29 protein-coding genes, 1 pseudogene and 1 other annotated feature are annotated in these 23,649 nt (G+C 53.6%); of the genes and pseudogenes, 17 read left to right on the top strand and 13 right to left on the bottom strand.

Annotated features, from left to right (window positions below; all coding sequences use genetic code 11):
* Positions 1 to 27 precede the first annotated feature (27 nt).
* From O77CONTIG1_RS05885 to O77CONTIG1_RS05835, 12 genes and pseudogenes are all read left to right on the top strand, one after another.
* On the top strand, positions 28 to 225 hold the full coding sequence (locus tag O77CONTIG1_RS05885; RefSeq protein WP_068508853.1) for a hypothetical protein: 198 nt from the start codon (positions 28 to 30) through the stop codon (positions 223 to 225).
* Positions 222 to 2,300, top strand: a complete 2,079-nt coding sequence (locus O77CONTIG1_RS05880; protein ID WP_068508850.1) for an AAA family ATPase — start codon at positions 222 to 224, stop codon at positions 2,298 to 2,300. Before O77CONTIG1_RS05885 ends, O77CONTIG1_RS05880 begins: the two co-directional genes overlap by 4 nt.
* Before the next feature lie 42 nt (positions 2,301 to 2,342).
* Entirely contained in the window at positions 2,343 to 3,032 is a 690-nt protein-coding gene (locus tag O77CONTIG1_RS05875) for a Uma2 family endonuclease (protein ID WP_068508848.1), read from the top strand.
* Between the two features lie 475 nt (positions 3,033 to 3,507).
* Positions 3,508 to 4,782 carry an IS256 family transposase gene (locus O77CONTIG1_RS05870; RefSeq protein ID WP_068508846.1) on the top strand — a complete coding sequence of 425 codons (1,275 nt, stop codon included), beginning with the start codon at positions 3,508 to 3,510 and terminating at the stop codon, positions 4,780 to 4,782.
* A gap of 47 nt (positions 4,783 to 4,829) precedes the next feature.
* Entirely contained in the window at positions 4,830 to 5,015 is a 186-nt protein-coding gene (locus O77CONTIG1_RS25130) for a hypothetical protein (protein WP_172799640.1), read from the top strand.
* An 87-nt stretch (positions 5,016 to 5,102) separates the two neighbouring features.
* The gene (locus O77CONTIG1_RS05860; RefSeq protein WP_156434964.1) at positions 5,103 to 5,582 is read left to right on the top strand and encodes a hypothetical protein; all 480 of its coding nucleotides are present in this window, start codon (positions 5,103 to 5,105) and stop codon (positions 5,580 to 5,582) included.
* A 106-nt stretch (positions 5,583 to 5,688) separates the two neighbouring features.
* Positions 5,689 to 6,486 (top strand): transposase, encoded by a 798-nt coding sequence (locus O77CONTIG1_RS05855; protein WP_172799639.1) that lies wholly within the window; start codon positions 5,689 to 5,691, stop codon positions 6,484 to 6,486.
* Between the two features lie 22 nt (positions 6,487 to 6,508).
* A pseudogene (locus O77CONTIG1_RS05850) lies at positions 6,509 to 7,758 on the top strand (IS256 family transposase).
* A gap of 42 nt (positions 7,759 to 7,800) precedes the next feature.
* The gene (locus O77CONTIG1_RS24205) at positions 7,801 to 7,959 is read left to right on the top strand and encodes a hypothetical protein (protein ID WP_156434961.1); all 159 of its coding nucleotides are present in this window, start codon (positions 7,801 to 7,803) and stop codon (positions 7,957 to 7,959) included.
* A gap of 372 nt (positions 7,960 to 8,331) precedes the next feature.
* Positions 8,332 to 8,628: a BrnT family toxin gene (locus tag O77CONTIG1_RS05845; RefSeq protein ID WP_068508838.1), complete on the top strand. Its 297-nt coding sequence runs from the start codon at positions 8,332 to 8,334 to the stop codon at positions 8,626 to 8,628.
* Positions 8,618 to 8,902, top strand: a complete 285-nt coding sequence (locus O77CONTIG1_RS05840) for a hypothetical protein (RefSeq protein WP_068508836.1) — start codon at positions 8,618 to 8,620, stop codon at positions 8,900 to 8,902. Before O77CONTIG1_RS05845 ends, O77CONTIG1_RS05840 begins: the two co-directional genes overlap by 11 nt.
* A 31-nt stretch (positions 8,903 to 8,933) precedes the next feature.
* Positions 8,934 to 9,776: an HNH endonuclease gene (locus tag O77CONTIG1_RS05835; protein WP_156434960.1), complete on the top strand. Its 843-nt coding sequence runs from the start codon at positions 8,934 to 8,936 to the stop codon at positions 9,774 to 9,776.
* Here the strand turns inward: O77CONTIG1_RS05835 and O77CONTIG1_RS05830 are convergent.
* Complete coding sequence (locus tag O77CONTIG1_RS05830) at positions 9,773 to 10,003, bottom strand: helix-turn-helix domain-containing protein (protein ID WP_058882655.1); 231 nt, start codon at positions 10,001 to 10,003, stop codon at positions 9,773 to 9,775. The genes O77CONTIG1_RS05835 and O77CONTIG1_RS05830 overlap by 4 nt on opposite strands.
* A 35-nt stretch (positions 10,004 to 10,038) precedes the next feature.
* The gene (locus O77CONTIG1_RS05825; protein WP_068508833.1) at positions 10,039 to 10,275 is read right to left on the bottom strand and encodes a helix-turn-helix domain-containing protein; all 237 of its coding nucleotides are present in this window, start codon (positions 10,273 to 10,275) and stop codon (positions 10,039 to 10,041) included.
* Positions 10,276 to 10,407: 132 nt separating this feature from the next.
* Between O77CONTIG1_RS05825 and O77CONTIG1_RS05820 the strand changes: the two genes are divergently transcribed.
* The 3 genes from O77CONTIG1_RS05820 to dndE are packed head-to-tail and all read left to right on the top strand — an operon-like array spanning position 10,408 to position 11,446.
* Entirely contained in the window at positions 10,408 to 10,656 is a 249-nt protein-coding gene (locus tag O77CONTIG1_RS05820) for a hypothetical protein (RefSeq protein ID WP_068508831.1), read from the top strand.
* A gap of 47 nt (positions 10,657 to 10,703) precedes the next feature.
* Entirely contained in the window at positions 10,704 to 11,027 is a 324-nt protein-coding gene (locus O77CONTIG1_RS05815; protein WP_068508829.1) for a hypothetical protein, read from the top strand.
* A 20-nt stretch (positions 11,028 to 11,047) separates the two neighbouring features.
* Positions 11,048 to 11,446 carry a DNA sulfur modification protein DndE gene (gene dndE, locus O77CONTIG1_RS05810; protein WP_068508828.1) on the top strand — a complete coding sequence of 133 codons (399 nt, stop codon included), beginning with the start codon at positions 11,048 to 11,050 and terminating at the stop codon, positions 11,444 to 11,446.
* Between the two features lie 86 nt (positions 11,447 to 11,532).
* On the opposite strand, the gene O77CONTIG1_RS05805 is transcribed toward dndE, so the two are convergent.
* The 11 genes from O77CONTIG1_RS05805 to deoC form a co-directional block, all read right to left on the bottom strand.
* Entirely contained in the window at positions 11,533 to 12,729 is a 1,197-nt protein-coding gene (locus O77CONTIG1_RS05805) for a phosphoadenosine phosphosulfate reductase family protein (RefSeq protein WP_068516089.1), read from the bottom strand.
* Between the two features lie 200 nt (positions 12,730 to 12,929).
* Positions 12,930 to 13,328: a 50S ribosomal protein L7/L12 gene (gene rplL / locus O77CONTIG1_RS05800; protein ID WP_068508824.1), complete on the bottom strand. Its 399-nt coding sequence runs from the start codon at positions 13,326 to 13,328 to the stop codon at positions 12,930 to 12,932.
* 101 nt (positions 13,329 to 13,429) lie between these two features.
* Positions 13,430 to 13,963, bottom strand: coding sequence for a 50S ribosomal protein L10 (gene rplJ, locus O77CONTIG1_RS05795; protein WP_068508823.1), 534 nt, complete (start codon positions 13,961 to 13,963; stop codon positions 13,430 to 13,432).
* A 66-nt stretch (positions 13,964 to 14,029) separates the two neighbouring features.
* Positions 14,030 to 14,186: a sequence feature (ribosomal protein L10 leader region), on the bottom strand.
* An 85-nt stretch (positions 14,187 to 14,271) separates the two neighbouring features.
* Positions 14,272 to 14,988, bottom strand: coding sequence for a 50S ribosomal protein L1 (gene rplA / locus O77CONTIG1_RS05790; protein WP_068508822.1), 717 nt, complete (start codon positions 14,986 to 14,988; stop codon positions 14,272 to 14,274).
* An 87-nt stretch (positions 14,989 to 15,075) separates the two neighbouring features.
* Positions 15,076 to 15,501, bottom strand: a complete 426-nt coding sequence (gene rplK, locus O77CONTIG1_RS05785) for a 50S ribosomal protein L11 (protein ID WP_068508820.1) — start codon at positions 15,499 to 15,501, stop codon at positions 15,076 to 15,078.
* Positions 15,502 to 15,508: 7 nt separating this feature from the next.
* Entirely contained in the window at positions 15,509 to 16,162 is a 654-nt protein-coding gene (gene nusG, locus O77CONTIG1_RS05780; protein WP_068508818.1) for a transcription termination/antitermination protein NusG, read from the bottom strand.
* A gap of 14 nt (positions 16,163 to 16,176) precedes the next feature.
* Positions 16,177 to 16,371, bottom strand: coding sequence for a preprotein translocase subunit SecE (secE, locus tag O77CONTIG1_RS05775; RefSeq protein WP_068516086.1), 195 nt, complete (start codon positions 16,369 to 16,371; stop codon positions 16,177 to 16,179).
* Between the two features lie 376 nt (positions 16,372 to 16,747).
* A complete protein-coding gene (locus O77CONTIG1_RS05770; protein WP_068508817.1) occupies positions 16,748 to 17,950 on the bottom strand; it encodes a glycosyltransferase family 4 protein in 1,203 nt (400 codons plus the stop codon).
* Between the two features lie 57 nt (positions 17,951 to 18,007).
* The gene (locus O77CONTIG1_RS05765) at positions 18,008 to 19,723 is read right to left on the bottom strand and encodes an MFS transporter (RefSeq protein WP_068508815.1); all 1,716 of its coding nucleotides are present in this window, start codon (positions 19,721 to 19,723) and stop codon (positions 18,008 to 18,010) included.
* Entirely contained in the window at positions 19,710 to 20,903 is a 1,194-nt protein-coding gene (recO, locus tag O77CONTIG1_RS26000) for a DNA repair protein RecO (protein WP_286132561.1), read from the bottom strand. The genes O77CONTIG1_RS05765 and recO overlap by 14 nt, the downstream gene beginning before the upstream one ends.
* A 30-nt stretch (positions 20,904 to 20,933) precedes the next feature.
* Positions 20,934 to 21,614: a deoxyribose-phosphate aldolase gene (gene deoC, locus O77CONTIG1_RS05755; RefSeq protein ID WP_068508812.1), complete on the bottom strand. Its 681-nt coding sequence runs from the start codon at positions 21,612 to 21,614 to the stop codon at positions 20,934 to 20,936.
* 627 nt (positions 21,615 to 22,241) lie between these two features.
* Between deoC and O77CONTIG1_RS26690 the strand changes: the two genes are divergently transcribed.
* Positions 22,242 to 22,370, top strand: a complete 129-nt coding sequence (locus tag O77CONTIG1_RS26690) for a hypothetical protein (protein WP_277772197.1) — start codon at positions 22,242 to 22,244, stop codon at positions 22,368 to 22,370.
* Between the two features lie 192 nt (positions 22,371 to 22,562).
* Positions 22,563 to 23,639 carry an FG-GAP repeat domain-containing protein gene (locus O77CONTIG1_RS05750; protein ID WP_068508810.1) on the top strand — a complete coding sequence of 359 codons (1,077 nt, stop codon included), beginning with the start codon at positions 22,563 to 22,565 and terminating at the stop codon, positions 23,637 to 23,639.
* Positions 23,640 to 23,649: the final 10 nt, after the last annotated feature.

Genomic DNA, 23,649 nt, shown 5'->3' with positions numbered 1-23,649 from the left:
GCAACTCACTCGAACCTCCGACGAACCATGACCTCAGAACAGCCAGATCAGTCCTCACCCCCCTCTTCTGCTCACTCTGTGATGGAGCCGATTGAGTCTGCTCCGCCGGAGGTCAAGCGCTTGATCACGCGAGTGCTGAGAGCAGAGAACGACAAGCTGCATCTCGAAAAACCAATGGGTATTAACGATGACATTTTGCAGATTGTCAAAGAGGAGGTGCAATGAGGCTGCTGTCGATTCAGTTGCACAATTTCCGCCAGTTTTATGGCACTACACCAGAGCTACGACTGGCTGCCAGTGGCGATCGCAAGGTAACGGTGATTCATGGCAACAATGGGGCAGGAAAAACCTCCCTGCTCAATGCCTTTACTTGGGCGCTGTATAAAAAGACGACGGCGGCCTTTGCCTCGCCGGATCAGTTGGTGAATAAGCGGGCGCTGGCAGAGGCAGCAGTTAATGAACCCGTCGAATGCTGGGTGGAATTGGCCTGTGAGCATGGCGCTACCCAATATCGCATCCGTCGTTCCTGCCGTGCCTATCGGACTGACACTGGGGAGATTGTGCCGACTAGGAGCGACTTATCGCTGAAATATGCTGGGGAAGATGGGCGCTGGCGAAATTCTGAGCAGCACCTAGATGACGTCATTGGGCGCATTCTGCCCGTGAGTTTGCATCAATACTTCTTCTTTGATGGAGAGCGGATTGAGCAAATCGTGCGCTCGAATAAGAAAACGGAGATTGCCGAGGCCACCAAGGCCCTGTTGGGGGTGGAGGTGTTGACCCGCGCCATTCGCCATTTGGGAGAGGCCCGCAAAACCCTAGAAAAAGAACTGGAACGGTTTGGCGACCCGGAGACCCAAACGCTGGTGCAGCAAAAGCAAACGCGGGAGGAAGAGCGGGAGCAAATCGCAGCGCGGCAGGGCGAGATTGAGTCAGAAATTGAGCAGTTCAAACGTCTGCGGCAGGCAGTGGCAAACGCACTACGCGAGTCGGAGGCGGTGCGGGCAGAGCAAAAGCGGCGCGATGACCTGGAAAGCCAGAAGCAGTCGGTGCGAGATGCCCTGGAGCAATGTCGAGTGCGGCTGAAATCGACCCTTTCGACGCAGGGCTATACGGTGCTGCTGCCGGGGGCGATCGCCCAGTTTCGGGCGCTAGAGCAAGGACTGCGCCAGCGCGGCGAATTGCCTGCCGATATCAAGCAGCAGTTTGTGCAAGATCTGCTCGATCGCCAGCGCTGCATCTGTGGAACCGTGCTAGAGGCTGGCAGCAACCATTACCATCAGGTGAAAGCATATCTAGAGCGGGCGGGGCTGGCGGATGTGGAGGAGACGGTGATCCGCATGGGGGCGCAAATGGAGGCGATCGCCCGCCAGATTCCGGTCTTTTGGCAAACGGTAGACGAAGAGCAGCGCAAGATTGGCGACCTGCGCCAGACCCTATCCCGCATCGAGACGGAGCTAGACACCATCCACGAGCAGCTCCGCAACAGCCCCATCGAAGATATCCGCAACCTGGAAAAGCGCCATGAAGACATTGACGCGAAAATTCAAGCATTGAACCGAGAGCAGGGCGAAAACGACCAGCGCGTGAAAGACCTGAGCCAGCAGATTGAGGATCTGCGGCGACAGATCGAAAAACACCAGGCGACGGAAACGCGACAGGCCCAAGCGCAGCGCCGGATTGCCGCCACCGAAGAGGCGATCGCCCGTCTCAAGCAAGTGCAGACGAATGTGGATCGGGTGTTTCGCAGCGACCTAGAACGACGGGTGCGGGAGATTTTTCAGCGGATTGTGGTTGCGCCCTATGTGCCGCGCCTGACGGAGAAGTATGAGCTGCACTTAGTCGAAAGCACCACCGGGCAAGAGCGGCTGGTGCCGGCCTCGACCGGAGAAAACCAGGTCTTGAGTCTGTCGTTTATCGGCGCCATTATCGACCGGGTGCGCGACTGGAGCCGCCGCGATCAGCAAAACCGATACCTGATGCCGCCGGATGCAGGCAACTACCCGATGGTGATGGATTCGCCCTTTGGCAGCCTAGACGAAACCTATCGGCGGCAGGTGGGGCGATCGCTCCCCACACTGGCCAATCAACTGGTGGTGCTGGTGAGCAAGACCCAGTGGCGCGGCGAGGTGGCAGAAGAACTCGATCCCTACTTGGGGCGACAGTATGTGCTGGTCTATCACTCGCCCAAGGCGGATGTGGAGCCAGATGCGATCGCCCTCAACGGCACGTCCTACTCCCTCGTGCGCCGCAGCCCCAACGAGTTTGAGTACACTGAGATCATCGCAGTCGAGGGGTAGACTGGCACGGGTCAGAGTCGCCCTGCAAAGGAGCCTTAGCCAATGGTGAATACCTTACCCGCACCGCAAAACTTGGTCACCGATGCGTGGGTCAAAGCGAGTTGGGAGGCGTTTCTGGCGCTGGGCGATCGCCCTGAACTAGAACAAGCCCGGTTCTATTACGACGCTGACTCGATGAGGATTGAGACGATGCCGATTGGGGCTGGACACGGACGAGATAATAGCCTGCTGGCCCAAACGGTCAGTCTCTACGGCACGGTCAAAAATATTCGGATTGTCGGTTTGACCAATGGCAGTTTTCGCAAACCAGGCGTGCGCGAGTGTCAGCCTGACCTGGCGTATTACATTGGTGCCGCGTTCCGCATTCCACCCAAATCTTCTCAGCCCATTGATGTCAACGAGTTTGGTGCGCCGCAATTGGTGATCGAAGTGGCCTCTACAACCCTCAGCGATGACCTCGGACGCAAGCGCCTGCTCTACGAGCGGCTGGGGGTGCAGGAATACTGGGTGGTGGATGTGGAGCAGGGTGAGGTGATCGCCTTTGCAGTGGCGGATGGGGGCAGTCGGCAAATCCGCGAGTCGGAGGTGCTGCCAGGACTGGCGATCGCCCTTGTGGAAGAAGCCCTCCAGCGCAGCCAGACGGAAGAAGACGGCGAGATTAACCGCTGGCTGCTCCAGATGTTTCATAGCCAACCGCAAAATGTAGGACAAGAGCGTGAAGGACAAGACTGATGGCTGACGTACAAGAGGCGCGGATGGGGTGGGGCGGCTAAACTACACCCGGAGGCAAGGTTGACCATGACGACCACACCCACAACCCCAACCCCTCAACCACGATGAAGCCGACCGTCGAGAGGTTATCCAATGGGTATTCTAGGTTGTCTGCAGCGGGTGATGGGCACCGTTAGGCTCCTTAAAACCTCGGTTGAGACGCTATTTTTTCCCGCTTGGTGGGTACTGTTACTTATGAAACCGAAGCTCAGCCCCTCAAGCTAAACGTGGGGCAGCAAAGCACGCAAATCTGTAACCTGAAAGACTGTTTGATGGGAGCCGACACAGATGAAGCATGAAGAACTAGCAGACATTATTGTCAAGACCCTAAACGTCTTCGATTTTCTCCGAGCTATGTTTATTTGTGGTGTACGGTAAGGGGAAAGAAAGGGCGTATCCTGCTGGATAAGGAAAAAAGACCAGACGAGGATACACCATGAGTAAGGATAATCTTATTGCATTTCAAGCTGGAGAATCATCGGCATCGTTTCGAGATGCGCTAACGGAACTGGTTCGTAACGGTGCTCGCCAGATCATTGCCGAAGCAGTGGAGGCAGAGTTGCAAGAGTTTTTAGCTCAATACAAAGACCTCAAGGACGAGCAGGGACGCAAGGCTGTGGTTCGCAACGGCTATCTGCCGGAACGCACGATTGTCACCGGGGTGGGGGAAGTTGAAATTCAAGTGCCGAAAGTGCGAGATCGCACCCATAGCGGCATCAAATTCAATTCCTCATTGTTGCCACCGTATCTGAAACGCGCTCAAAGCGTGGAAGAGGTGTTACCCTGGCTGTATCTTAAAGGCGTATCCACCGGGGATTTTTCAGAGGCACTGGCATCATTGCTCGGTGCCCAAGCGGAAGGGCTATCAGCCAGTACGATTAGTCGCCTCAAAGCGAAATGGATTGAAGAACATCAACAATGGCAAAAGCGATCTTTAGCGGGTAAGAGGTACGTGTATCTGTGGGCGGACGGCATCTACTTCAACATCCGCAACGAAAATGACCGCCAGTGCATTCTGGTGATCATCGGGGTGACGGACACTGGAGTCAAGGAATTACTGGGACTGGAAGCAGGCTTTCGCGAATCCGAGTTAAGTTGGAAGCCGTTATTGCTCCGCTTGCAAGACCAGGGACTCAAAGTGGCACCGGAACTGGCAGTTGGGGATGGCGCGTTAGGGTTTTGGAAGGCACTGGCACTGGTGTTTCCCACGACTAAAACCCAACGCTGTTGGGTGCATAAAACTGCCAATGTGCTTAACAAACTCCCCAAAACTCAGCAACCGCAGGCGAAATCTGCCCTACACGAAATCTATCTGGCAGCGACGAAGGACGAGGCAAACAAGGCGTTCGACCGTTTTGTCAAAATCTACCAAGCCAAGTATCCCAAAGCCGTCGAGTGTTTAGTCAAAGACCGGGAGGCACTGTTGGCGTTCTATGATTTTCCGGCTGAGCATTGGGTGCATCTTCGTACCACCAATCCAATTGAATCAACCTTTGCCACTGTCCGTTTAAGGACCGATAAGACACGAGGCTGTGTTTCCCAGGACAGCATCCTATCGTTGGTGTTCAAGCTGGTGCAGAGTGCTCAGAAGCGATGGTTACGTATTCGAGGATTCAAACGATTAGGGGAGGTGATTGAAGGGGTGAAATTCAAAGATGGGATTCGAGTGGATCAACAAGACGATTCACAACTGAACCAGGACGCTGCTTAATTCTTCCTCGTACACCAGATTTGACAATAGTTCATTTTCTCCAGTTCGTGGACGAGTCTTACGAAAATGGTCAGGACAACTCTCGCAGGCTAGTAGAGCAATTCTTCCAGCAGCGGTATCAGTCGAATCCCGACGGACTGCCCGGTTTTCTTCCGTTCATACAACTCAAGACCACGCTGTCAATTCTGATGATAACTGTTTTCTTTGCAGTGAACATCAAGAAGGACGAATAGGAAAAGATTGAACTCTCAAAGATTGAACCCTCGAAATACGGGATCAAGTACTACATACATGATAAGGAGCAGCCCTCGGAGCTGACCTTGGAGAACGTCATTCAAACAATCCGGAATGCGATGGCACACCTGCCCGATTTCATCGCTGACGACTGCCAGGAAAAGTCCAATCCCAATGTGTCCTTCCCGTCCGACGGCGTTGTGATGTTCAGATCGAAAGAGTATCGCGTTGAGTTCGCCGGGAAGGACGGTTTTATCACCTTCCTCGAAGACTACCTACGAGCCGTCCGGAGACTCGTCGGGCATAAGCTCCTTCCAGAAGTAGTGAAGAAAATGCCTGCTTCTTCTGTCAACCAATCAACACAGGTTCTGTCAACCAATCAACACAGGATGACTAACGAAAATATGACACTAGAAGAGAAAATGCAACGCGGAACCCATCTTATTAATGAATTTGCGGCATTTAGCCCAAACGAAATGTTTGATTTCCTAGAGGATTTGGATTGCCTCAAGGTGTGGCTTAAAGTAAAGCTGCATAACTACGGTGCCAGAAGTGTTGAAAGATAGATTAAGCGACGAAAAAAAGGGACAGAATGCAGTATTCTGTCCCCTAGTAAACAAAAAATGATGCCTGATGATAGCCTCATTTCCGAAGCTTGTCAAATCGATCTTGATGCAGCTTTGTCCGCATGACTATCCCGTTTTGAACTCGCGCTTGTTCTTTGAAATCTGGTTGACCTTTGTGTTGGACAAGGGCTTAACCAGCATGAGAGACTTATTTTACCGCCTAAATCGTACAGGTGTTGAGGTCGATATATCCACCTTTTCTAAAGCTTGCAAAACTCGAACGGATGGGCACTTTTGTCGAATCTATGCACAGTTAATTGAGCAAGTAAAGCGCAAACAGCCGACCGCGGCTCAGATACTTTTTCCGATTGATTCAACCATCGTTACACTTACCAGCAAGCTATTTTGGCTGCAAGGATATCACCAAGTTAAATTACTGAATGGAATCAACTTAGAGCAAGGATATTCGAGTGAATGCTTGATTCATTTTGGGCAAGGACATGATGCAAAGTTTGCCGATTCGATTAGCACGATGATTCCCGAAAACGGCATCGGCATCATGGATAGAGGCTTCGCAAGCTGGGAATTTCTCGACCAAATGAGTCTCACTCAAACAAAGTTTATGGTGCGAATCAAGAACAATATGAAGACTGAACTTGACCACGACCGTTACCGCGTGGTTTGGTTCTGTGATTTGGAGAGTCGGAGCGAGTTTCGTCTGGCAACTAATGTCAATGAGATGAGCGACGAAGAAATCAGTGATACCTATCGGCATCGTTGGCAAATTGAGGTGTTATGGAAGTTTCTCAAGATGCACTTAAAGCTCGATCGTCTCATCACCAAGAATGTGAATGGGGTGAGTATTCGAGACTGTAAATTATTTTGTGTAAGCGGTCAAAATTAGTTCAAACATCAGGAGACCGCCCATGCCTCGCCGTCGTCGCCCCCAAGATAAAGTAGACCACCTGCTGGATGAGCTGCTTGCCGATTACTCCACCCCCGAGCAAATCCTGGGAGAACAAGGACTGCTCAAACAACTGACCAAACGACTGGTGGAACGAGCACTGCAAGCAGAATTGAGCCATCACTGGAAACCGAAGTCCAAGCTCCGCCTCCTGAAGAAACCAGTTCCAGCAAGCGTCGCAATAGTCGTAACGGGTACTCCTCTAAAACCGTCAAAGCAGACTGTGGAGAATTGGCACTCTCGATTCCCCGCGACCGTAACAGCACCTTTGAGCCGATTTTGGTGCCCAAAGGAGAGCGACGCTTGAGTGGGCTGGATGACAAAATCATGGCAATGTATGCCCGAGGCTTGAGCACTCGAGATATTCAAGCGCAACTGGAGGAACTCTATGGGGTGGAGGTTTCTCCCACGTTGATTAGCCAAGTCACCGATGCGGTCAGTGACGAGGTGCGTCAGTGGCAGAACCGCCCGCTGGCTAAGCTGTATCCGATTGTTTACCTCGATGCCATTCACGTTCATGTGCGAGAAGACGGGCGGGTGAGCAATCATGCCGTTTACGTTGTCTTAGGTGTAACGCTTGACGGGATTAAGGAAGTCCTAGGGCTATGGATGTCTGCCAATGAAGGGGCAAAGTTTTGGCTCAAAGTGCTGACCGACCTCAAGAATCGCGGCGTAGAAGACATTTTCATCGCCTGTGTAGATGGACTCAAAGGCTTCCCCGATGCGATTGCAGCGGTCTTTCCCAAAACACGAGTGCAGTTGTGTATCGTGCATCTGATTCGCAACTCTTTGCGCTATGTGCCCTGGGGCAGCCAAGCCGAAGTCATTGCCGACCTCAAGCCGATTTATCAAGCGGCCACGGTAGAGGAGGCTGAGACCGCACTAGAAAACTTCGCTGATAAGTGGGACAGGCTCTATCCCACGATTTCCCAGATCTGGTTGCGTCACTGGAACAACATCATCCCCTTCTTTGACTATCCACCAGACATTCGCAAAGTGATTTACACCACCAATGCAATCGAGTCGCTCAATCGCTCGTTGCGTAAGGTGCTCAAGACAAAGGGATGCTTCCCCAATGAGGAATCGGTCTACAAGCTGCTCTACTTGGCGCTTAACAATATTGCCAAAAAGTGGACGATGCCGATCCGCGATTGGAAAGCAGCACTCATGCGTTTTGCCATTGAGTTCCCCGATCGCTTTCCTCAGTTCTAAGCCTTACACAAAAAAATTGACACTCTCAGTATTCAGATTTATATGGTGCTCATCACGTATTTAATCTTATTGTTAATCGAAATTCCAGCATTCTATGGCAGTGAATTGCTCGACAAGTTTCGGTATTTACAACTGGAACTGAGCCGTCGCTGCTCAATGGTTCATTGGAGCTACGATCTGCTGCCCGAAACACTCGTATGACTCTTGTAAGCTAAAATGTAAAGTTTTCTATCTGGATTCAACACTTCTGCTACGGTGCAGATATTGTGAACAATGAAGAAATGCGAGCAGCAGTATCTATGGCGCTTGAAGCAGCATATCGCTTGGCAAAATAATTAGCTGAACAAGGCGATGGATCTGGCACCTGCCTGCGTCACCCTTTGTGCTGGCTCTGCTTTGCTGCTGCGAAACGAGCTACAGGCAGGTGCAAATCATTTTAGAGGTTGGGCTGCTTCTCATTTTCCGTAGGACGGTTCTGAAGTCGCTTTGGTTGGGCGCGGAAAGCTCTTGGATCAATGTGCTTACAGCGCAAACGTATTGACAATGTAAATACACTCTGCCTACACTACAGGTATGGATGTGTATTTTGTGCTCAATGGCGTTACTTTCGTTTGGAATGACGAAAAAGCCAGGATCAACCCGATCAACCATGATGGTGTTACGTTTCAGCAAGCCGCAGAAGTCTTCTTCGACCCATTGCTTGTGGTCGTTGATGCAAGTCGCAATGATGAAGCGCGAGATGCTGTCATTGGCTTAGATAGGCGATGGAATCTTTTGTACGTCGTCTACATTGAGCGTGAAAATGACATCATTCGGATCATTTCAGCTCGTAAAGCGACCCGCAAGGAACGTAAATACTATGAAAGTTGAGGCATTAAGGAAACGGCTGGATAGAAATCGCCCCATGACGACGATTACAATTCGGATGCCTGAAGATGTGATTGAGGATTTGAAGCGAGTTGCCCCGTTGCTTGGTTTCTCTGGGTATCAGCCTTTGGTACGTGCTTACATTGGACAGGGGCTTCGTGCTGACTTGGAGCGTCTAGAGGGGGATACAGTTTCTGCTCTCATTGCTAGCTTGAAGCGACATGGTGTAAGTGATGAAGTACTGCGAGAGGCACTAAGTGAAGTCACTCAGCGTTAGCCTAGATTTTTAGGGAAACCAGGTCCTTGAGTTGATTGATCGTGGACAAATTCAGCATAATCAGATCTACTTGTCTCCAGAGTTGGTGGCAGCATTTCTTAAATATTGGGGAAGCTTGGTAAAAGATCCCAAATATCACTCCGATATTTCTCTCCCTTTCTTTCATCTAAAAGGAGACAAATTCTGGCATCTAATGGCAAATCCGGGATTTGAAGCAACTATTGCTAGGAAGGTAAAAATTAGAGGTTTGACTGCTCTGAGAGAGGTCGTCAAATATGCTTATTTAGATAAGGAATTATTTGAATACCTTCAAGAACCAGCCAATCGACTAAGATTTAGTGAAGTATTGATTCAGACTTACTTTCCAAAAGAGGCTCAGCAATTTGAGGGCATTCAAGGAAGAGACGAGTTGGAAGATATTCAGCTTCGACTCTTTGAGAAAGGTGGCGCAGTCTATGATATTTCAGATTTGAAAGATGAAGAGAGAGCCTATGTTAGGGATACTGCCTTCCGGCGGAGTGTAGTCCGTCTCTATCAACATCAATGTGCCTTATGTCGATTGAAAATCGTCAGCTCTAACAATCAAACTATTGTGGATGGAGCACACATTAAACCGTTTGCCGAGTTTCGAGATGACAGGTTTGATAATGGTCTATCGCTTTGTAAGAACCATCATTGGGCCTTCGATCGCGGCTGGTTTAGCATTGATGATAATTATCGGGTGATTGTTTGTTCAGACCGATTTGAAGAAGAATCACCCCCAGGATTGCGATCGCTCAAAGACTTCCATCAAGAGCCAATCTTGCTCCCAGAGCAACATCAGCCCAGAGTCGAAGCGCTGCAATGGCATCGCTCTTTTTGGAAAGTTTCCTAGTCTACCTCATCCATCAGATACAGCTTCGCGAATGCCTTTGCTGCTTCTGGATTGAGTGTTTTCAGTGCCCGCACAATTTCAATTACGGTTTCTGCGGTTGGATCACGCTTCTCATTGACCCATCGGTAAATGTTGTTGCGCTCCACATTCATTTCAACCGACAGGCTGTATTGGCTAATGTTGTAAGTTTCTAGCACCTGCTTAAGTGCTTGTCCAGCCTTTCCCATGCACCCATACTATTGAGGCTTGCCAATCAATAACACTAGTCTTGTAGTGGCGACTCGTCCATATAGAGTCTCTTAAACAAAGAAGCCGCCTCTGGATTCAGTTCGGAGAGAGCCTTAACAATTAAAACCAACGTTTCCGAATTGGGATCTCTTACGCCATTGACCCATCGATACACGTTTGAGCGGCCAATGCCTAGTGTCTTAGCCAGTTGGGTCTGGCTAATGCCATAAGTTTCAAGGGCCGTTTTTAGAGCATTTCCCGCTTTTCCCATGCCCTCATCCTGTCAAAGGATGAGGAACTCGTAAAGAATCTGAGTCCAAGTGGACTACAGAGGAGTATACTGTTCAAAAGTCTGTAGTCCATTTAGACTACAATCGGTCAATAGTTATCCAAAGGTCAGTGTATGAGCTTTATCGACAGCAATGCTTCCAACCCTCCCCATCAGCCGCCTGCTGGCTCGACCGACCACTCAGCCGACGACGAACCTGTCAGAATCACCCTCACAGGCTCCCGCTGCGCCGTCAAACGCGCCATCAACGACCTGCACCAACTCAAATACGTGCGGGGGAGCGAGTGGAGCCGCCTAATTGCGCTTCAAAACTCTAAAGAAGTGATTGCAGTCGCCATTCGGCGGTTTTTTGGCCATAGATAAAGCCGACACCTTTCGGCTCGCACTATTCGACACCAGCGGAGACCCCCTTGCCCAAGCATCGTCTCTCCGCCGGAGAAAAGCAGCTTTTGGCGATCGCCCTCCTTTGGGGTCTGGCCCGGGCCAGTCGTCGTCCCTTGCCCGTCGCCATCGATACACCCCTCGGTCGCCTCGATGCGGCCCACCGCCAAAACCTCGTCGAGCGCTACTTTCCCCAGGCCAGCCACCAAGTCATCTTGTTGTCCACCGACACCGAAATTCGTCAGGAAGAAGCCACCGCTCTTCGCCAGCAAGGGGCGATCGCCCGCGAATACCTGCTACACTACGACCCTGCCACCCAGCAAACCACAGTAGAATCAAGTTACTTCTGGTAGGTTAGCCTCGCTTCACCCTGATGGAACCACCTGTCGATCGCATCAAGCTTTCCCAAGCCGCCAAAGACCAACTCATCAAGCTCAAGCGCAGCACCAAAATCGACCAGTGGAACATTCTCTGCCGCTGGGCCCTGTGCCGTTCGCTGGCCGAACCGTCTCCCCCCTCCCCCGTGCCCATCCCTGCTGATAGTAATGTGGAAATGTCGTGGCAGACCTTTGGCGGCGACATGGCTGATCTGCTGCTCCTGGCGCTCAAGCAGCGCTGCCATGCCGATGGCCTGCTTTCCGATCAGGAAACCCTTGCCACCCAGTTGCGCCTACACTTGCACCGGGGCATTGGCTACCTGGCTGGTGACCCCTCCATCAAAGCGATTGATTCCTTGATTGAGAAAGCCGTTGCAGCAGTGCCTCAGGCGTAAAGACCTGCATTCTATTGGTAGGAAAGTCCTGGGGGTTGCGCGTCACGATTGCACTCAGTTAACGGGCGATCGCCGCCTCATTTGTTCTAAAGCCGATCAAACAGGAGGGGCTGCATACTGCCGTCGGGAAAGATTTCCGGTAGCCACTCATCGCCGTGGGGTTCTGTGCCGTCCCACTTTTCAGGGTATGTGCCCGCTGCGATCAGTTCTTCAATCCGTGCCAGTTCTTCATCGTTGATGAGGCTAATGGGCGATCGCCCCAGTCGTTCTGCGACCTGGTTCACCTCGGCCTGAATGCCAAGCACCTGCGCTAACATCCAGCGCCGCGCCTCTAGCGTCAGTGGCCCCAGCCGATTTTGCTTGGCTGCCAGCCTTCCGTCTTTGTTCACCTCGCCGTTTTTGCGGTGGCGATATTGGGGCTTTTTGATTTCCCAATATAGGGGGCGGAGCCGTTGCAGGGGTGCAAGATAAGCCCATTCTGGCTGGGCCACCACGCGGTCAAGGGCAGCGTCTTTTTGCACCAACGGGCAGCCAATACAGCCCGTGCGAGCGTTTATGGGTTCCTCGCCGTCGCTCACGTCCTGACCATAGACCTTAGCGATCTCAAAGGTGGGAAATCCCAACTCAACATCCGCTTTCACCAACCAGTCCCACACATGGCAGACGCGCCAGTGGACGATGGGGGCTAACACGTCGGCGATCGCCTCTGACGTACTTTGCTGAAACCAGCCCTGTCCGCACTCTCCACCATCCTTCGTGCAGCTAACGGCAATCCGCTGGTCACGGGCGGCGCTTTCGCCAATCCGCACCCCCGTCATCATCAGGAACTTTTCGCCCCGTGCCTGTCGCAGCGCCCCTAGCTCCCGCTCCATGCTCATCACCTTGAGCTTGGGCGTACACCAGCGGAAGGTATTGGATGGCGGCGGCACGCCCCGACCCAGCATGTAGACGAAATAGCGGTAGTCCAGATCTGGCAAAACGACGCGAGTGTGAAACCCTCGCCGCTCCAGTTCCTTGAGAATGCCCATCGCCGCCAAGTGTAGCGGCGGTAGCTCTTGGCGGGTATCGGCATACAGGACGGTTAAGCTCTCAGGTTTGGGAATTTGCCCTGTTTCGATTAGGTGGGCAACCAGGGTGACGGTTGCGGAGGAATCTTTGCCACCAGAGAAGGCGATCGCCCAGTGCTTGTAAAGGGAACCGTAGTGGCGCAAAGACGCTGCCGATAGTTCAATACTCTTCGGCAGCGTCATCCGCTCTTCTTCAAATAGACTCAGGGTTTTCATCAATCGCGCTTTCGGTGTCCTCTGGCTCTTAACAATAGCAAAAAGTAACAATAGCAAAAAAGAAGAGGTCGCCTCCAATCTGAGACAACCCCCTCTTACGAAGCACTCCCTACGGGTAAAGGAAGCGTTAGGCTAAGGAGCCTGGAAAGCCCTGAATGGGATGGTTTTTAGTCCTAAACCCAACTCCTGACGCCTGAAACCTACTTGATAGCGACCTTGCCACCCGCTTCTTCCAGTTTCTTCTTGGCTTCTTCGGCGGCTTCCTTGGGCACCCCTTCGCGTACAGCCTTGGGCGTGGATTCCACTACTTCCTTGGCTTCCTTCAGTCCCAGACCCGTCAGTTCGCGGACGATCTTCAGCACGGCGATCTTCTTGTCGGCGGGCACTTCTTCGAGAATCACGTCGAATTCGGTCTTTTCTTCGACTTCCTCAGCCGCAGCCGCACCGCCACCTGCGCCTGGAGCCATCATCATCATGCCGCCAACAGGAGCCGCAGCCGTCACGCCGAAGGCTTCTTCGATTTGCTTTACCAGTTCAGCCGCTTCCAGCAGGGTCAGCGACTTGAGCTTTTCCAAAATTTCATCGGTTGCAGTAGACATAGTTTTCCTCTACGAGTTGAGTTTTCAAAACACGAAACGATACGAGCCAATGTTGAGCCAGTGGCAAAAGCGCGATCGCCCTAACCGGGCCACACATTTTGCTAGGCAGCGTCCTTGTCTTTGTCGGCGATCGCCTGCGTCACGCGAGCCAGCGAAGACGGCACTTCCTTGATGCCCACGGCCACCTTGGTCGCCACCGCGTTGATTGCGCCTGCGATTTGGCCCATCAGTTGTTCCTTCGACGGCAGATCGCCGATGGCCTTCACGTCGTCTTCGGTCAGGGCACGCCCTTCCATTACGCCGCCACGCAGCACGGTCTTTTTGGAGACCTTCTGGAACTCCTGATAGGCCTTGATCGCGCCACCTACGTCCTCTTTGATTAGCAAAAAGGCCGAAGACTCTTTGCACAGAGCCGTCATCGGTTCCCAAGTTTCGTCGCCCTGCACGGCAATCCGCATGAGCGTGTTCTTGGTTACTTTGCACTCTGTTCCCGAAGGACGCAGCCGCCGCCGCAAATCGGTGATTTCGGCAACGGTTAGCCCCTTGTAGTCAATCACTACGGCCATTTGAGACTGGCTCAAACTCTCTTTGAGTTCTGCCACAATCTCTTTTTTGTCCTCTAGTGTTCTACCCATCTCTGTCTCACCTCCTTAGCGTTGGGTGTGAATCACCAAACTTGGTTGCGCTGAATCCTGAACATGAAATAAAAAGAAAAAGCCCCGGCGATCGCCAGGGCAAGTCCAGATAGAGTTAGATACTCCACCATTTGGCGAGTTCTAACCCAACATCAACACTTGACCTCGGCAGGATGATTAAGCCATTTGCCCCTGCTGTCTCTGGCCATCAGGATTCAGTTGTAAAACGGTCAATTTTGAGTCTGCGTCTACGCTCCTTGGATTGGAACAAACCTAAACAAACGGCTCATTAGATGAAGACTCAGCGCTCAGGCTGCGTCACTCGTCTTCATGTCGCGCAGTGCCGCAATGTCTACTTCAATCGAAGGCCCCATTGTGGAAGCGACGTACATCGTTTGCCAGTAGCGACCCTTCGCGCCCGAAGGACGGTTGCGGTCGATGGTTTCTTGCAGCGCCTTCAGGTTGATCAGCAGGTCTTCAGGCGAAAAGCTGGCTTTGCCAAACATCACGTGAACGATGCCTGACTTGTCAGCCCGAAACTCTAGCTTACCTGCCTTAAATTCGTCAATGGCTTGAGCCAGATCAAAGGTCACCGTGCCGCCTTTGGGAGAGGGCATCAGACCGCGAGGCCCAAGCTGACGACCCAGCTTTGCCACCTGCGGCATCACGTCTGGCGTGGCAATCAACACGTCAAAATCCATCATGCCCTTCTGGATTTCGTCAATTAGCTCCTCAGACCCCGCCAGATCTGCGCCCGCATTCGTGGCTTCTGTCACCTTTTCGCCGCGAGCAATGACCGCGACCCGCACAACCTGACCCGTTCCCTTGGGCAGCGCCACCGTGGTTCGGAGCTGCTGATCCGTGTATTTGGGGTCAATCCCTAGGCGGATGTGGGCTTCGGCAGATTCCGGGAACTTCGCCGTCGCGGTTTCCTTGAGCAGGGCCAGTGCCTCTAGCGGTGCGTAGGGGCGATCTTCAACCTTGGCTTGCAGTTCGCGCAAGCGTTTCGATACCTTTTTCACCATTTTGAGAATCTCCTTGGGGTGCTAACGGGCGATCGCCCTCCCCCGAATCAATGAACAAGCTAAACCAATCAAACCCAATCTCAAACTTTAGTCAGCAACCGTCACGCCCATGTTGCGGGCGGTACCTTCCACAATCCTCATCGCCGCCTCGATATCATTTGCGTTCAGGTCAGGAAGCTTGGTCTGGGCGATTTCCCGCAGTTGTGCGCGAGTAATCGAACCCACCTTTTTCTTATTCGGCTCACCCGATCCCCGGTCGATCTTCGCTGCCTTGGCAATCAGCTTGGATGCCGGAGGCGTTTTCAGCACAAATGTAAAACTGCGGTCTTCAAACACCGAGATTTCTACTGGAATCACCATGCCAACCTGGTCAGCCGTTCTGGCGTTATATTCCTTGCAGAACATCATAATATTGACCCCGTGCTGACCCAGCGCAGGCCCAATCGGCGGTGCAGGGTTTGCTTTACCTGCGTCGATTGCCAGCTTAATAATCGCGACTACCTTTTTTGCCATTGCCTCACTAACTCTGCTTTTGAACCTGGTTAAATTCCAACTCGACCGGGGTATCTCGCCCGAAGATTGAGAGCAGTGCCTTGAGCTTGCTGCGCTCTGGGCTGACCTCAATCACTTCGCCTTCAAAATCCTTAAACGGCCCTGACAAGACCATAATCTTGTCTCCAGCGGCCATGTCAATTTTGACAACTGGCTTTTGCTCTTGGGCACGCTTGAAGATCCGTTCGACTTCTGAATGTCCGAGTGGCATTGGCTTGACATGTCCCCGCCCCCGTCCATAGCGGCGCTTTTGCTCAGCGCCAACGAAGTTAATGACGTTGGGCGTGTTTTTCACGACCTGCCATGCTTCGTCGTCCATCACCATTCGGATCAGGACATATCCCGGAAACACTTTTTCTGCGGCCTCCTTGGGCTTGTTGCCCTTTTGCGGCTTTAGGATTGGCGTTTGGGGAATCTCGATTTGGAGAATGCGATCGGCCACATCGAGCGTCTCGATTCGCTGCTCCAAGTTCATCTTGACCCGGTTTTCACAGCCTGAGGCAACCTGGACGGCATACCAACGGGGCGTTCCACGAGGTGACGACTCATCTTCGTAATGCTCGGGATTGGCGGCTTCTTCCTCAACAGACAGCAGATTGTCTGACTCATCCGATGCAAGCATGATTCAGAACCCCCTTAGAACACCTTTCCGGCAGCCCAGATGAAGAAGTTATCAAATAGATAAATGATCGTAGCGGAGAGGGTCACCATCAGGATGACGGCAAGCGATTCACTGACCAACTGCTGACGGCTCGGCCAGACGACTTTATCTAATTCTTCTTTGGTTCCTTTGAGGAACTCAGAAACGTTAAACCCTGATTTTTCGGCGATCGCCTTTGAGTCAGCCCCCTTGGCAGGCTTCGTCTCCGTAGACTTGGCGACATCCTGAGCCGTTTCCTCTTTTTTCTCTGCCACGATCACACTCCTTGCCTGAACGGGGAATAGATGGAGAAAAACGCGCACCTGAAGGGCGGACGACCTGCCTATCCGCGTCAAAGTGCTTCACACTAGACTGTAAAGAGAGACAGAAAAAGCCAAAGCGCAGAGGCACTCTAATATATTTTCTTATCTCTTTTTAGACAATCTGTTGCACACCAGCCGCAGCAGCAACCACCCCAGGCCTAAATTGCGCTTTCCCATCATAACACAGATAATTAAAGCTACCCTGACGCAAGAAAGCGAGAGGACGCATCAGAAAAGTGGACGTCTAGTGGCCATACCAGTTTCGCTGAATCGATGGGGGCGACGAGATCAGCTGAGTTCGATGCTGGGCTAGCACCTGTCGATACAGATCTTCGAGTCGGCTGATGTTGCGGCTGAGGGTGTAGCGGTCTAGCACGCGCTGGCGGGCCTTTTGCCCCAGCAGCAGTGTCATTTCGGGATGATCGCCAAACAGCGGTAGCAGCGTTTGCAACTGAGACAGTACGCGCTGAGTGCTGAGGACGATGCCCGCGCCTGCCTCCAGCACTTCGCCGTCGGCCCCAGCATCCGTTGCCATACAGGCCACCCCGCAGGCCATTGCCTCCAGCAGCGACAGCGACAGACCTTCCACTAGAGAAGGCAGAATGAACACATCGGCTCCCCGCAGGATTTCAATGCGCCGCTGCTCATCGGCAACAAAGCCCAGCCATACAATGCCTAAGTCTTCACCATAAAACGGGCGCAGCGTCGGCGCAAGCGGCCCGTTGCCCACGATCGCCAGTTTGCTGCCGGGGGGCATTTCCGATTGTTTCCAGGCCTTGAGCAGCGCTTCTACGTTCTTTTCGGTTGCAATGCGTCCCTGATAAACAAACAGGCGACGGGCATCCAGTTCTGCTTTGATGTTCGACGGGCCGGGTGAATATTTCTCCACGTCTACACCGTTGGGAATCACCGCCAAACGGTTATCCGGAACTCCCAGCCGCACCAGCAATTCGCGCTGAATTTCAGAGAAAATGATGACCTGGTGGTAGTGGGCCAGAAATGGCGCGTAGAGCTGATACATCAAGTGCTGGGTGCCCGATGTCAGGTTGCGGCGCTTGCGGTCAAAGGGTGGGTGAAATGTGGAGACTAGCGGTAGGTTTAGCTCTTCGCAAATTTCTGGCAGCACGAAATCCAGCGGCGAGAGCGTTAGCGACGCATGAACTAGGTCAGGCTTGAGCCGCTGGAGCGCTTGGGTCAGCACTTTGCTCGACTTGGGCGAGGGAATGGTATAAATCTGTGACTTGTAGAGACAAGGAATAGAGACTTCTTGAAGTTCTTCCTGGATTTCCTCCGGAGGCTCTGCCTGAGATTCTGGAGGGAATTCCTCCTGGGCAAAGTGGAGAAAGCTAACCTGATGCCCCCTCTCCAGGAGCGCGTTGGTGACTTCGCGCCCATAGGTGACATTGCCACAGAAGGGAGATTTCTTACCGAGCCAAGCAATATGCATTCAACTTATCGAAAGAATAATTGAGAAAAGTTGGGTATGAATACAAGAATTTAATCATCATTTAATCGTTTGCGATACGGTGGCAGGATCAGAAGCGCTGATGGACCGAGTGAGGACACCAGCGGCGATCGCCACAGCCGCCAGCCCCAGAAACACCACCCGCAGACCCAGCAGCGTCTCTGCCACACCCGCCAGCGCCAGCGGCAGACTGAGGGCGATGTTCACTGCATTGTTTTGCAACCCAAACACTTTGCCTCGCATCTCTTCTGGCGTTTCTTCTTGAATGACGGTTTGCAGCGGAATGGCCACGATCGCCGCGCAAGCGCCAAACAGCACAAGCAACAGCAGTGTCGGCACCAACTGTTGGGTAAAGAAGGACAAGGCCGCCAATGCTGCACCCATGCCCAGCGCCCCATAGAGGCTGAGGCGATGTCTCCGCAGGCGCGTGCCCAAATGCCCCAGAGTCACCGCGCCCAGCGCCATGCCGACCCCACCCGCTGCCAGCAAGAAGCCAAACTGCGATGACTTGATGGCGGGCATCACCTCCGCCAGTCGCACCGCCAGCACTGCCAGTGCCGCAAAGATGGAGAACAGCACAATGAGCTGGATCAGCGCCGCCCGCACTCGCCTTTGCTGTTTGAGATAGCGCAGCCCGTCGCGGATGTTTTCCCAGACGGGGGGTAGGTCGTCTTTGGACTGGTCGATGGTTTCGTGGGGCTGGATCAGCAGCAGCAGTATTCCTGCCAGGGCGTAGCTCAGACCAACAATGAGTTCCTTGCCGATGTTCAGGGTTAGCCCAAACTGGGCCGCAACGTGGGCGATCGCCCCATCGGCCAGCGCCAGCAGTGGTTCCCCTACGGCAAACCCCACGATCACCGAGGCCATCATCGTCGTGGTATAGAGCGAATTGGCAGACAGCAAATGCTTGCGCTCTACCAGCATGGGAATCGCCGCCTGCTCTGCCGGGGCGAAAAATTGCGTCAGCGTGGACACCAGAAACGTTACGCTCAGCAGCACCAAAAAGCCAACCGGAATGCCCGCCAGCGGCGACCAGCCCTGAGAAATCCACAACAGCGGCGGCAGCACCAGCACCAGCCCACCCCGCAGCAGGTTCGTCGCCACCAGTACGGCCTTTTTGGACCAATGATCGACAAACACGCCAGCTACCGAGCCAAACAGCACCGCCGGAATGGTGAACGCCACCATCACCGACGACACCCAGCCGCTCACCGTTTGCCCCGCGGACTGAAAGCGGCTGGTGATGAGCATGATCATTAGCACCAGGTAGACCTTATCGGCAAGCTGGGAAAACACCTGCCCACTCCACAGCGCCAAAAAGTTGCGGTTCCGCAGCACGGGCAAAAAGCCGCGCTCCGAGTCTAGCGTGTCGGAGTCCTGAGAGTCGTCTCCTGTAGATTTTCCCGCGTGGATAGTGGCAGCGTCTGGGTTGGCAGGTTCGTCGGTCTGGTGGCCGCTGGGTTCTGGGCTGGTTTCTAGCAGAGATGCAGCCGAGGGTTCAGGCACGGCTAAATCGGGGGTGTCCGCCGCCTTGCCATTTTGAGAAGACTTGCCGTTCTCCGGCAACTTGCCGTTTTTCGCCGCGTTCTGGAGGGGTGACGGATCATCTGATGTGGGGGATTCCCACTGTCCGACCTGGCCTCGATAGCGGTCGGAACTGTGCCGCTCAGCAGGGGTGGGCGGTTGGGGGCGATCGCCTTCTTCATCAGAAGTGATCATCCGCAGGGGAACCAGGTCGGGATCAATCCGTTGCATCTTGCGTAGGAGAACAGGACAGGGGCGAAACAGCCGCGAAGCAGGTCTCGATTAGGGCGGCTGACTGAATCGGACGGTCAAAATGGTACTGGGCGTAATGGCGCAGCAGTCGTTCCACCCGCATCCAGACTTCATGAGGGGGATGACTATCCCACGGAGAAGCGACCGCTGGCGACCTATCTGCCTGGAGCCACATTGCAATCAACGCCGAGTCGCCAAGGCGCTGTAAAACTGCAAGCTCGGCGGCTGAGATGGGCGTGCCCAAGCGAGACCCGGCGGTGGATTGAGGCCGGGAGCGGGCGATCGCATATCGTCCTTCCGGTTCTGCCAGCGTAGCAGGGCTTTTTGCTGCGGGAGTCATAGAATTGCTGGATGCCTTGACCTTCTTAATGGGCTTTGGCTTGGATCGAACAGCAGCATTCAGGCTCTCTCTATTCTCAAGCACAGCGGTCGTCGATGCTAGGGCGGGGTCATGCGGATTTTGCGAATCCTGTGGATTTTCAGAGAGAATCTCCCCAGGCTCCATTCGAGACAGCACCTCCCAGCACACCACCCCGCCGGCTGCTGCGTGAAATCCCGCCCGCCATTCACCCCTCGCTTCAGGACTCATCCCACTAGGAGGCGCAATCGGCTGCTGGGTCACGCAACAGTCATGAACCTGCGGTGCAACGCCCGCCAGTTTTAGCAGTTGATAGGTTGCCTGCACTAGGCAGGGCAGCGTAGCGCTGGCGGGCAACTGCTCGATGCGGCGGAGGGATTCACTGAGCTGAGTAAACAGCTCATCCTGGGGCTGATTGCTGAGGGCCTGACATAGCGCCAGTTCTGCTAGATATTGCCCCGCAGTGAGTTTTCGCAAATCCTGGCTCAGCCCCGTGAAAGACTCGACTCCCTCTGCCTGAATAATCTTGTCTAGAGTCCGGCCCTTGGCAATCAGCAGTTGATTCACCACAAACAGTCCGCTGCGTCCCCGCAGGCTGGATTCGTGTTTGCGCGATCCGGGAGCTACGACCCGAATCAGCCCATGTTCGCGAGTCAGCACCGTCAAAAGGCGATCGCTCTCGCCCATCGGCATTCCTTTGAGATTGATTCCAACGGTCTTGTAGGTGCCGCTCATAGGGAGAGAAATAGAGTAACGGGGCAGCGAGGTAATGGGGGCATAGGGGCGTGAAAGCTTCGGCATTCCGTTACTCCATTCCCCAACGGGTCTCCCTCAACCCCCTTGATCCAGGGTATCAAACTGCTGGACGAGTTCTGGGCCGCGAGAGGTGCCGATGCGGGTGGCTCCTGCCCGGATCAGGTCAAGGGCTTGCTCAGCCGTGCGGATGCCGCCGGAGGCTTTAATGCCAATGCGATCGCGCACAATCTCCTTCAGCAGGCGCACATCGGCGACCGTTGCGCCCCCATTCCAGCCCGTGCTGGTTTTCAAATAGGCTGCGCCTGCGTCCATACAGATTTCTGCCGCCAGCCGCTTTTCTGCCGGAGTCAGCAGTCCCAATTCCAGAATTGCCTTGACCGGTTGCCCCGTTGCCTCGCAAATTTCTGCCAGTTCCCGGTGCAGCGCGTCGGTTTTGCCTTCCCGCAGCCAGCCCAGATTAATCACCACGTCCAGTTCGGTTGCGCCATTTTCGGTGGCTTCCTGAGCTTCATACAGCTTGGTGGTTGAGGTGGAAGCACCTGTCGGAAAGCCAATCACGGCGCAAACCTGGGGCGATTTGTGGTGCAGCAGAGACACCGCCTGCCGGACATGGACTGGAAACACGCACACCGCTGCGAAATTAAAGCGGTCAGCGGCTTCGCAACACTCGGCGACTTGCTCAGACGTGGCCACTGGGCTGAGCAGCGCCTGATCAATAAACGCGGCGAGGTCGATATCGGAGTGAGAACCTGGCATAAGCCGAGATGGGTCAAGACGGCGGATAGTGCCGATTACAATGCTGAAGAAAGCATGGCATGAAACGCCAAAAACTAAATCCTTTTTTGGAATGAGTTCGTAGGTAAAAGCAGGTCGGGTGAGCGTGCTGTTGAGGGCAAGGTAAACGGGCTATGCATCCATCGGCTGACATGGCTGGCGATTTTGCCAGATTCCGCCAAATGGACTATGCTGCACTTTGTTAAGAAATGTAAATATTGAAACTGCTACTGAATCCAAGGATGTCTCTTGCGTGAACGCGCATTGAACACAGATCCAACTTAGGACAGATGCGAATTAAGCGGAAATGACCGGAGCAGGTGTGACCGGAGCAGGTCTGACTGATACAGACAACTACAGACAACGCAATGTGCAGCTTGCAAACTGCCCTCATCCCCCAACCCTCTCCCAAGTCGGGAGAAGAGGAGCAAGAGAGGCTTGAAGTCCTCTCCCGCTCTGGGAGATGGCTCAAAGCCTGCGGCATACCAGAAAAGGGTGAGGGGGGATCGGCAAAGCTGCACATTGCGTACAGATATATACAGGTATATACAGGTGCAACGGTGCAAACTTAGAAAAGGAGCGCTTATGAAGCTGAGGATCTCTGAGGCGATGGCAAGTCGGTTACTGGGTCTGTTTTTGTGCGTGGCGACAGTGGGTGGAACGCTGGCGCTGTTTGGGAGTGTTCCTTTGATTGCGCGAGTGGGTGCGGAGATTCAGGAAGCAGGCCAGTCGCGCTAGTGGCGATGGGTAAATAAATCGTGTATTTGTACTTTCAAAGGGTTTGAAAAAGGTTTGAACTTTAAAAGTTTGAAGGCCCTAAAGCTGGAAGACGGAAGCACCCGGATCTTGAAGAGAACCGTTAGTACGCTGATCTAGAGGGAATCTTATTGGAGGACTCTGATGCGGGGTCTGTTTCTTCTGGAGGGCGGGATGAGCCGAAGTGCAGGAAAATGGCAGCGACTATCAAGTGATTTGCCCAGTGATTCGCCGAGTGATTCGCCCAGCGATTTGCCCAGCGATTTGCCCAGCGATTTGCCCAGCCAATTTGTCAATTGCGGGTTGAGCCACGGGCCGAATGTTTGGCGGCGATCGCTCTCTGTGGCGATCGCGCTATGCCTGAGCAGTTGCGCTGAAACGGCGATTGAGGCGACTAGGGTTGGAACCCCGAATGTACTCGCAGGCGAGCCAGTCAGCAACGTAGCGGCCACGACAACCGAGGCGACTGAGGTAGAACTGAACGACGCGCTAGATCAGCCGAAAGAACTGCGTGAAGGGCCGGTGCAGGTGCGCTTTCGCTATCGTCAGGATGCCGAAGCCTGGAGCGGCGAAGTCCAGTATACGCTGCTGTATAACGGGCAGCCCCAGCTAGAACAAACCCAGGAAAGCACAGCCTACGGTGGAGTAAGGTTGCAAGACCTAGATGCAGACGGCACGGCTGAAGTGATCATCCGCACCTATTCTGGTGGGGCGCACTGCTGCACTAACCACACCATTCACCGCTGGCAGGGCAATCGCTTCCAGACCACAGAAACAGGTTTCCGCGATGGCGAAGGCGGCAGTTTTCGAGATCTAGATGGCGACGGACGACTGGAGTTTGTCGCGTTTGACAATGCCTTTCTCTATGCCTTTAGCAGCTACGCTGGCTCATTTCCGCCATCTCAAATTTGGGCGCTGCAAGACGGACAGTTTGTAGACGTGACCCGGCAGTATCCAGAAGAACTGAGGGCGATCGCCAACCAGATGCGCGAAGCCGTACTGACCGTTCAAGCAGACACCAACGAAGTCAACGGCATTCTAGCAGGCTACGTGGCGCAGATGATTCTGCTGGGCGAATACGAGCAGGGCTGGGCGTTCATGCTGGCCAACTATGATCGCACCTCAGATTGGGGACTAGAAATCTACAAAGACGGGCAGGTTGTCTATCGGTATCCCGACTTTCCTGCCGCCCTCGAAGCATTTTTGACTGAGCAGGGCTACCTTCCGGCTGGAGGTTCTGCCGCCCGATAGTCCGGCGCTG

Source organism: Leptolyngbya sp. O-77 (assembly GCF_001548395.1).
Taxonomy (GTDB): Bacteria; Cyanobacteriota; Cyanobacteriia; order Elainellales; family Elainellaceae; genus Thermoleptolyngbya.
The sequence above is the reverse complement of the archived record's forward strand: the minus strand, read 5'-3'. Positions and strand labels throughout refer to the sequence as shown.

Coding starts and splice junctions, on each gene's coding strand:
- O77CONTIG1_RS05885 (WP_068508853.1), top strand. CDS start 28: ATGACCTCAGAACAGCCAGATCAGTCCTCACCCCCCTCTTCTGCTCAC.
- O77CONTIG1_RS05880 (WP_068508850.1), top strand. CDS start 222: ATGAGGCTGCTGTCGATTCAGTTGCACAATTTCCGCCAGTTTTATGGC.
- O77CONTIG1_RS05875 (WP_068508848.1), top strand. CDS start 2,343: ATGGTGAATACCTTACCCGCACCGCAAAACTTGGTCACCGATGCGTGG.
- O77CONTIG1_RS05870 (WP_068508846.1), top strand. CDS start 3,508: ATGAGTAAGGATAATCTTATTGCATTTCAAGCTGGAGAATCATCGGCA.
- O77CONTIG1_RS05855 (WP_172799639.1), top strand. CDS start 5,689: ATGCAGCTTTGTCCGCATGACTATCCCGTTTTGAACTCGCGCTTGTTC.
- O77CONTIG1_RS24205 (WP_156434961.1), top strand. CDS start 7,801: ATGGTGCTCATCACGTATTTAATCTTATTGTTAATCGAAATTCCAGCA.
- O77CONTIG1_RS05845 (WP_068508838.1), top strand. CDS start 8,332: ATGGATGTGTATTTTGTGCTCAATGGCGTTACTTTCGTTTGGAATGAC.
- O77CONTIG1_RS05840 (WP_068508836.1), top strand. CDS start 8,618: ATGAAAGTTGAGGCATTAAGGAAACGGCTGGATAGAAATCGCCCCATG.
- O77CONTIG1_RS05830 (WP_058882655.1), bottom strand. CDS start 10,003: ATGGGAAAGGCTGGACAAGCACTTAAGCAGGTGCTAGAAACTTACAAC.
- O77CONTIG1_RS05825 (WP_068508833.1), bottom strand. CDS start 10,275: ATGGGAAAAGCGGGAAATGCTCTAAAAACGGCCCTTGAAACTTATGGC.
- O77CONTIG1_RS05820 (WP_068508831.1), top strand. CDS start 10,408: ATGAGCTTTATCGACAGCAATGCTTCCAACCCTCCCCATCAGCCGCCT.
- dndE (WP_068508828.1), top strand. CDS start 11,048: ATGGAACCACCTGTCGATCGCATCAAGCTTTCCCAAGCCGCCAAAGAC.
- O77CONTIG1_RS05805 (WP_068516089.1), bottom strand. CDS start 12,729: ATGAAAACCCTGAGTCTATTTGAAGAAGAGCGGATGACGCTGCCGAAG.
- rplL (WP_068508824.1), bottom strand. CDS start 13,328: ATGTCTACTGCAACCGATGAAATTTTGGAAAAGCTCAAGTCGCTGACC.
- rplJ (WP_068508823.1), bottom strand. CDS start 13,963: ATGGGTAGAACACTAGAGGACAAAAAAGAGATTGTGGCAGAACTCAAA.
- rplA (WP_068508822.1), bottom strand. CDS start 14,988: ATGGTGAAAAAGGTATCGAAACGCTTGCGCGAACTGCAAGCCAAGGTT.
- rplK (WP_068508820.1), bottom strand. CDS start 15,501: ATGGCAAAAAAGGTAGTCGCGATTATTAAGCTGGCAATCGACGCAGGT.
- nusG (WP_068508818.1), bottom strand. CDS start 16,162: ATGCTTGCATCGGATGAGTCAGACAATCTGCTGTCTGTTGAGGAAGAA.
- O77CONTIG1_RS05770 (WP_068508817.1), bottom strand. CDS start 17,950: ATGCATATTGCTTGGCTCGGTAAGAAATCTCCCTTCTGTGGCAATGTC.
- O77CONTIG1_RS05765 (WP_068508815.1), bottom strand. CDS start 19,723: ATGCAACGGATTGATCCCGACCTGGTTCCCCTGCGGATGATCACTTCT.
- recO (WP_286132561.1), bottom strand. CDS start 20,903: ATGCCGAAGCTTTCACGCCCCTATGCCCCCATTACCTCGCTGCCCCGT.
- deoC (WP_068508812.1), bottom strand. CDS start 21,614: ATGCCAGGTTCTCACTCCGATATCGACCTCGCCGCGTTTATTGATCAG.
- O77CONTIG1_RS26690 (WP_277772197.1), top strand. CDS start 22,242: ATGGCAAGTCGGTTACTGGGTCTGTTTTTGTGCGTGGCGACAGTGGGT.
- O77CONTIG1_RS05750 (WP_068508810.1), top strand. CDS start 22,563: ATGAGCCGAAGTGCAGGAAAATGGCAGCGACTATCAAGTGATTTGCCC.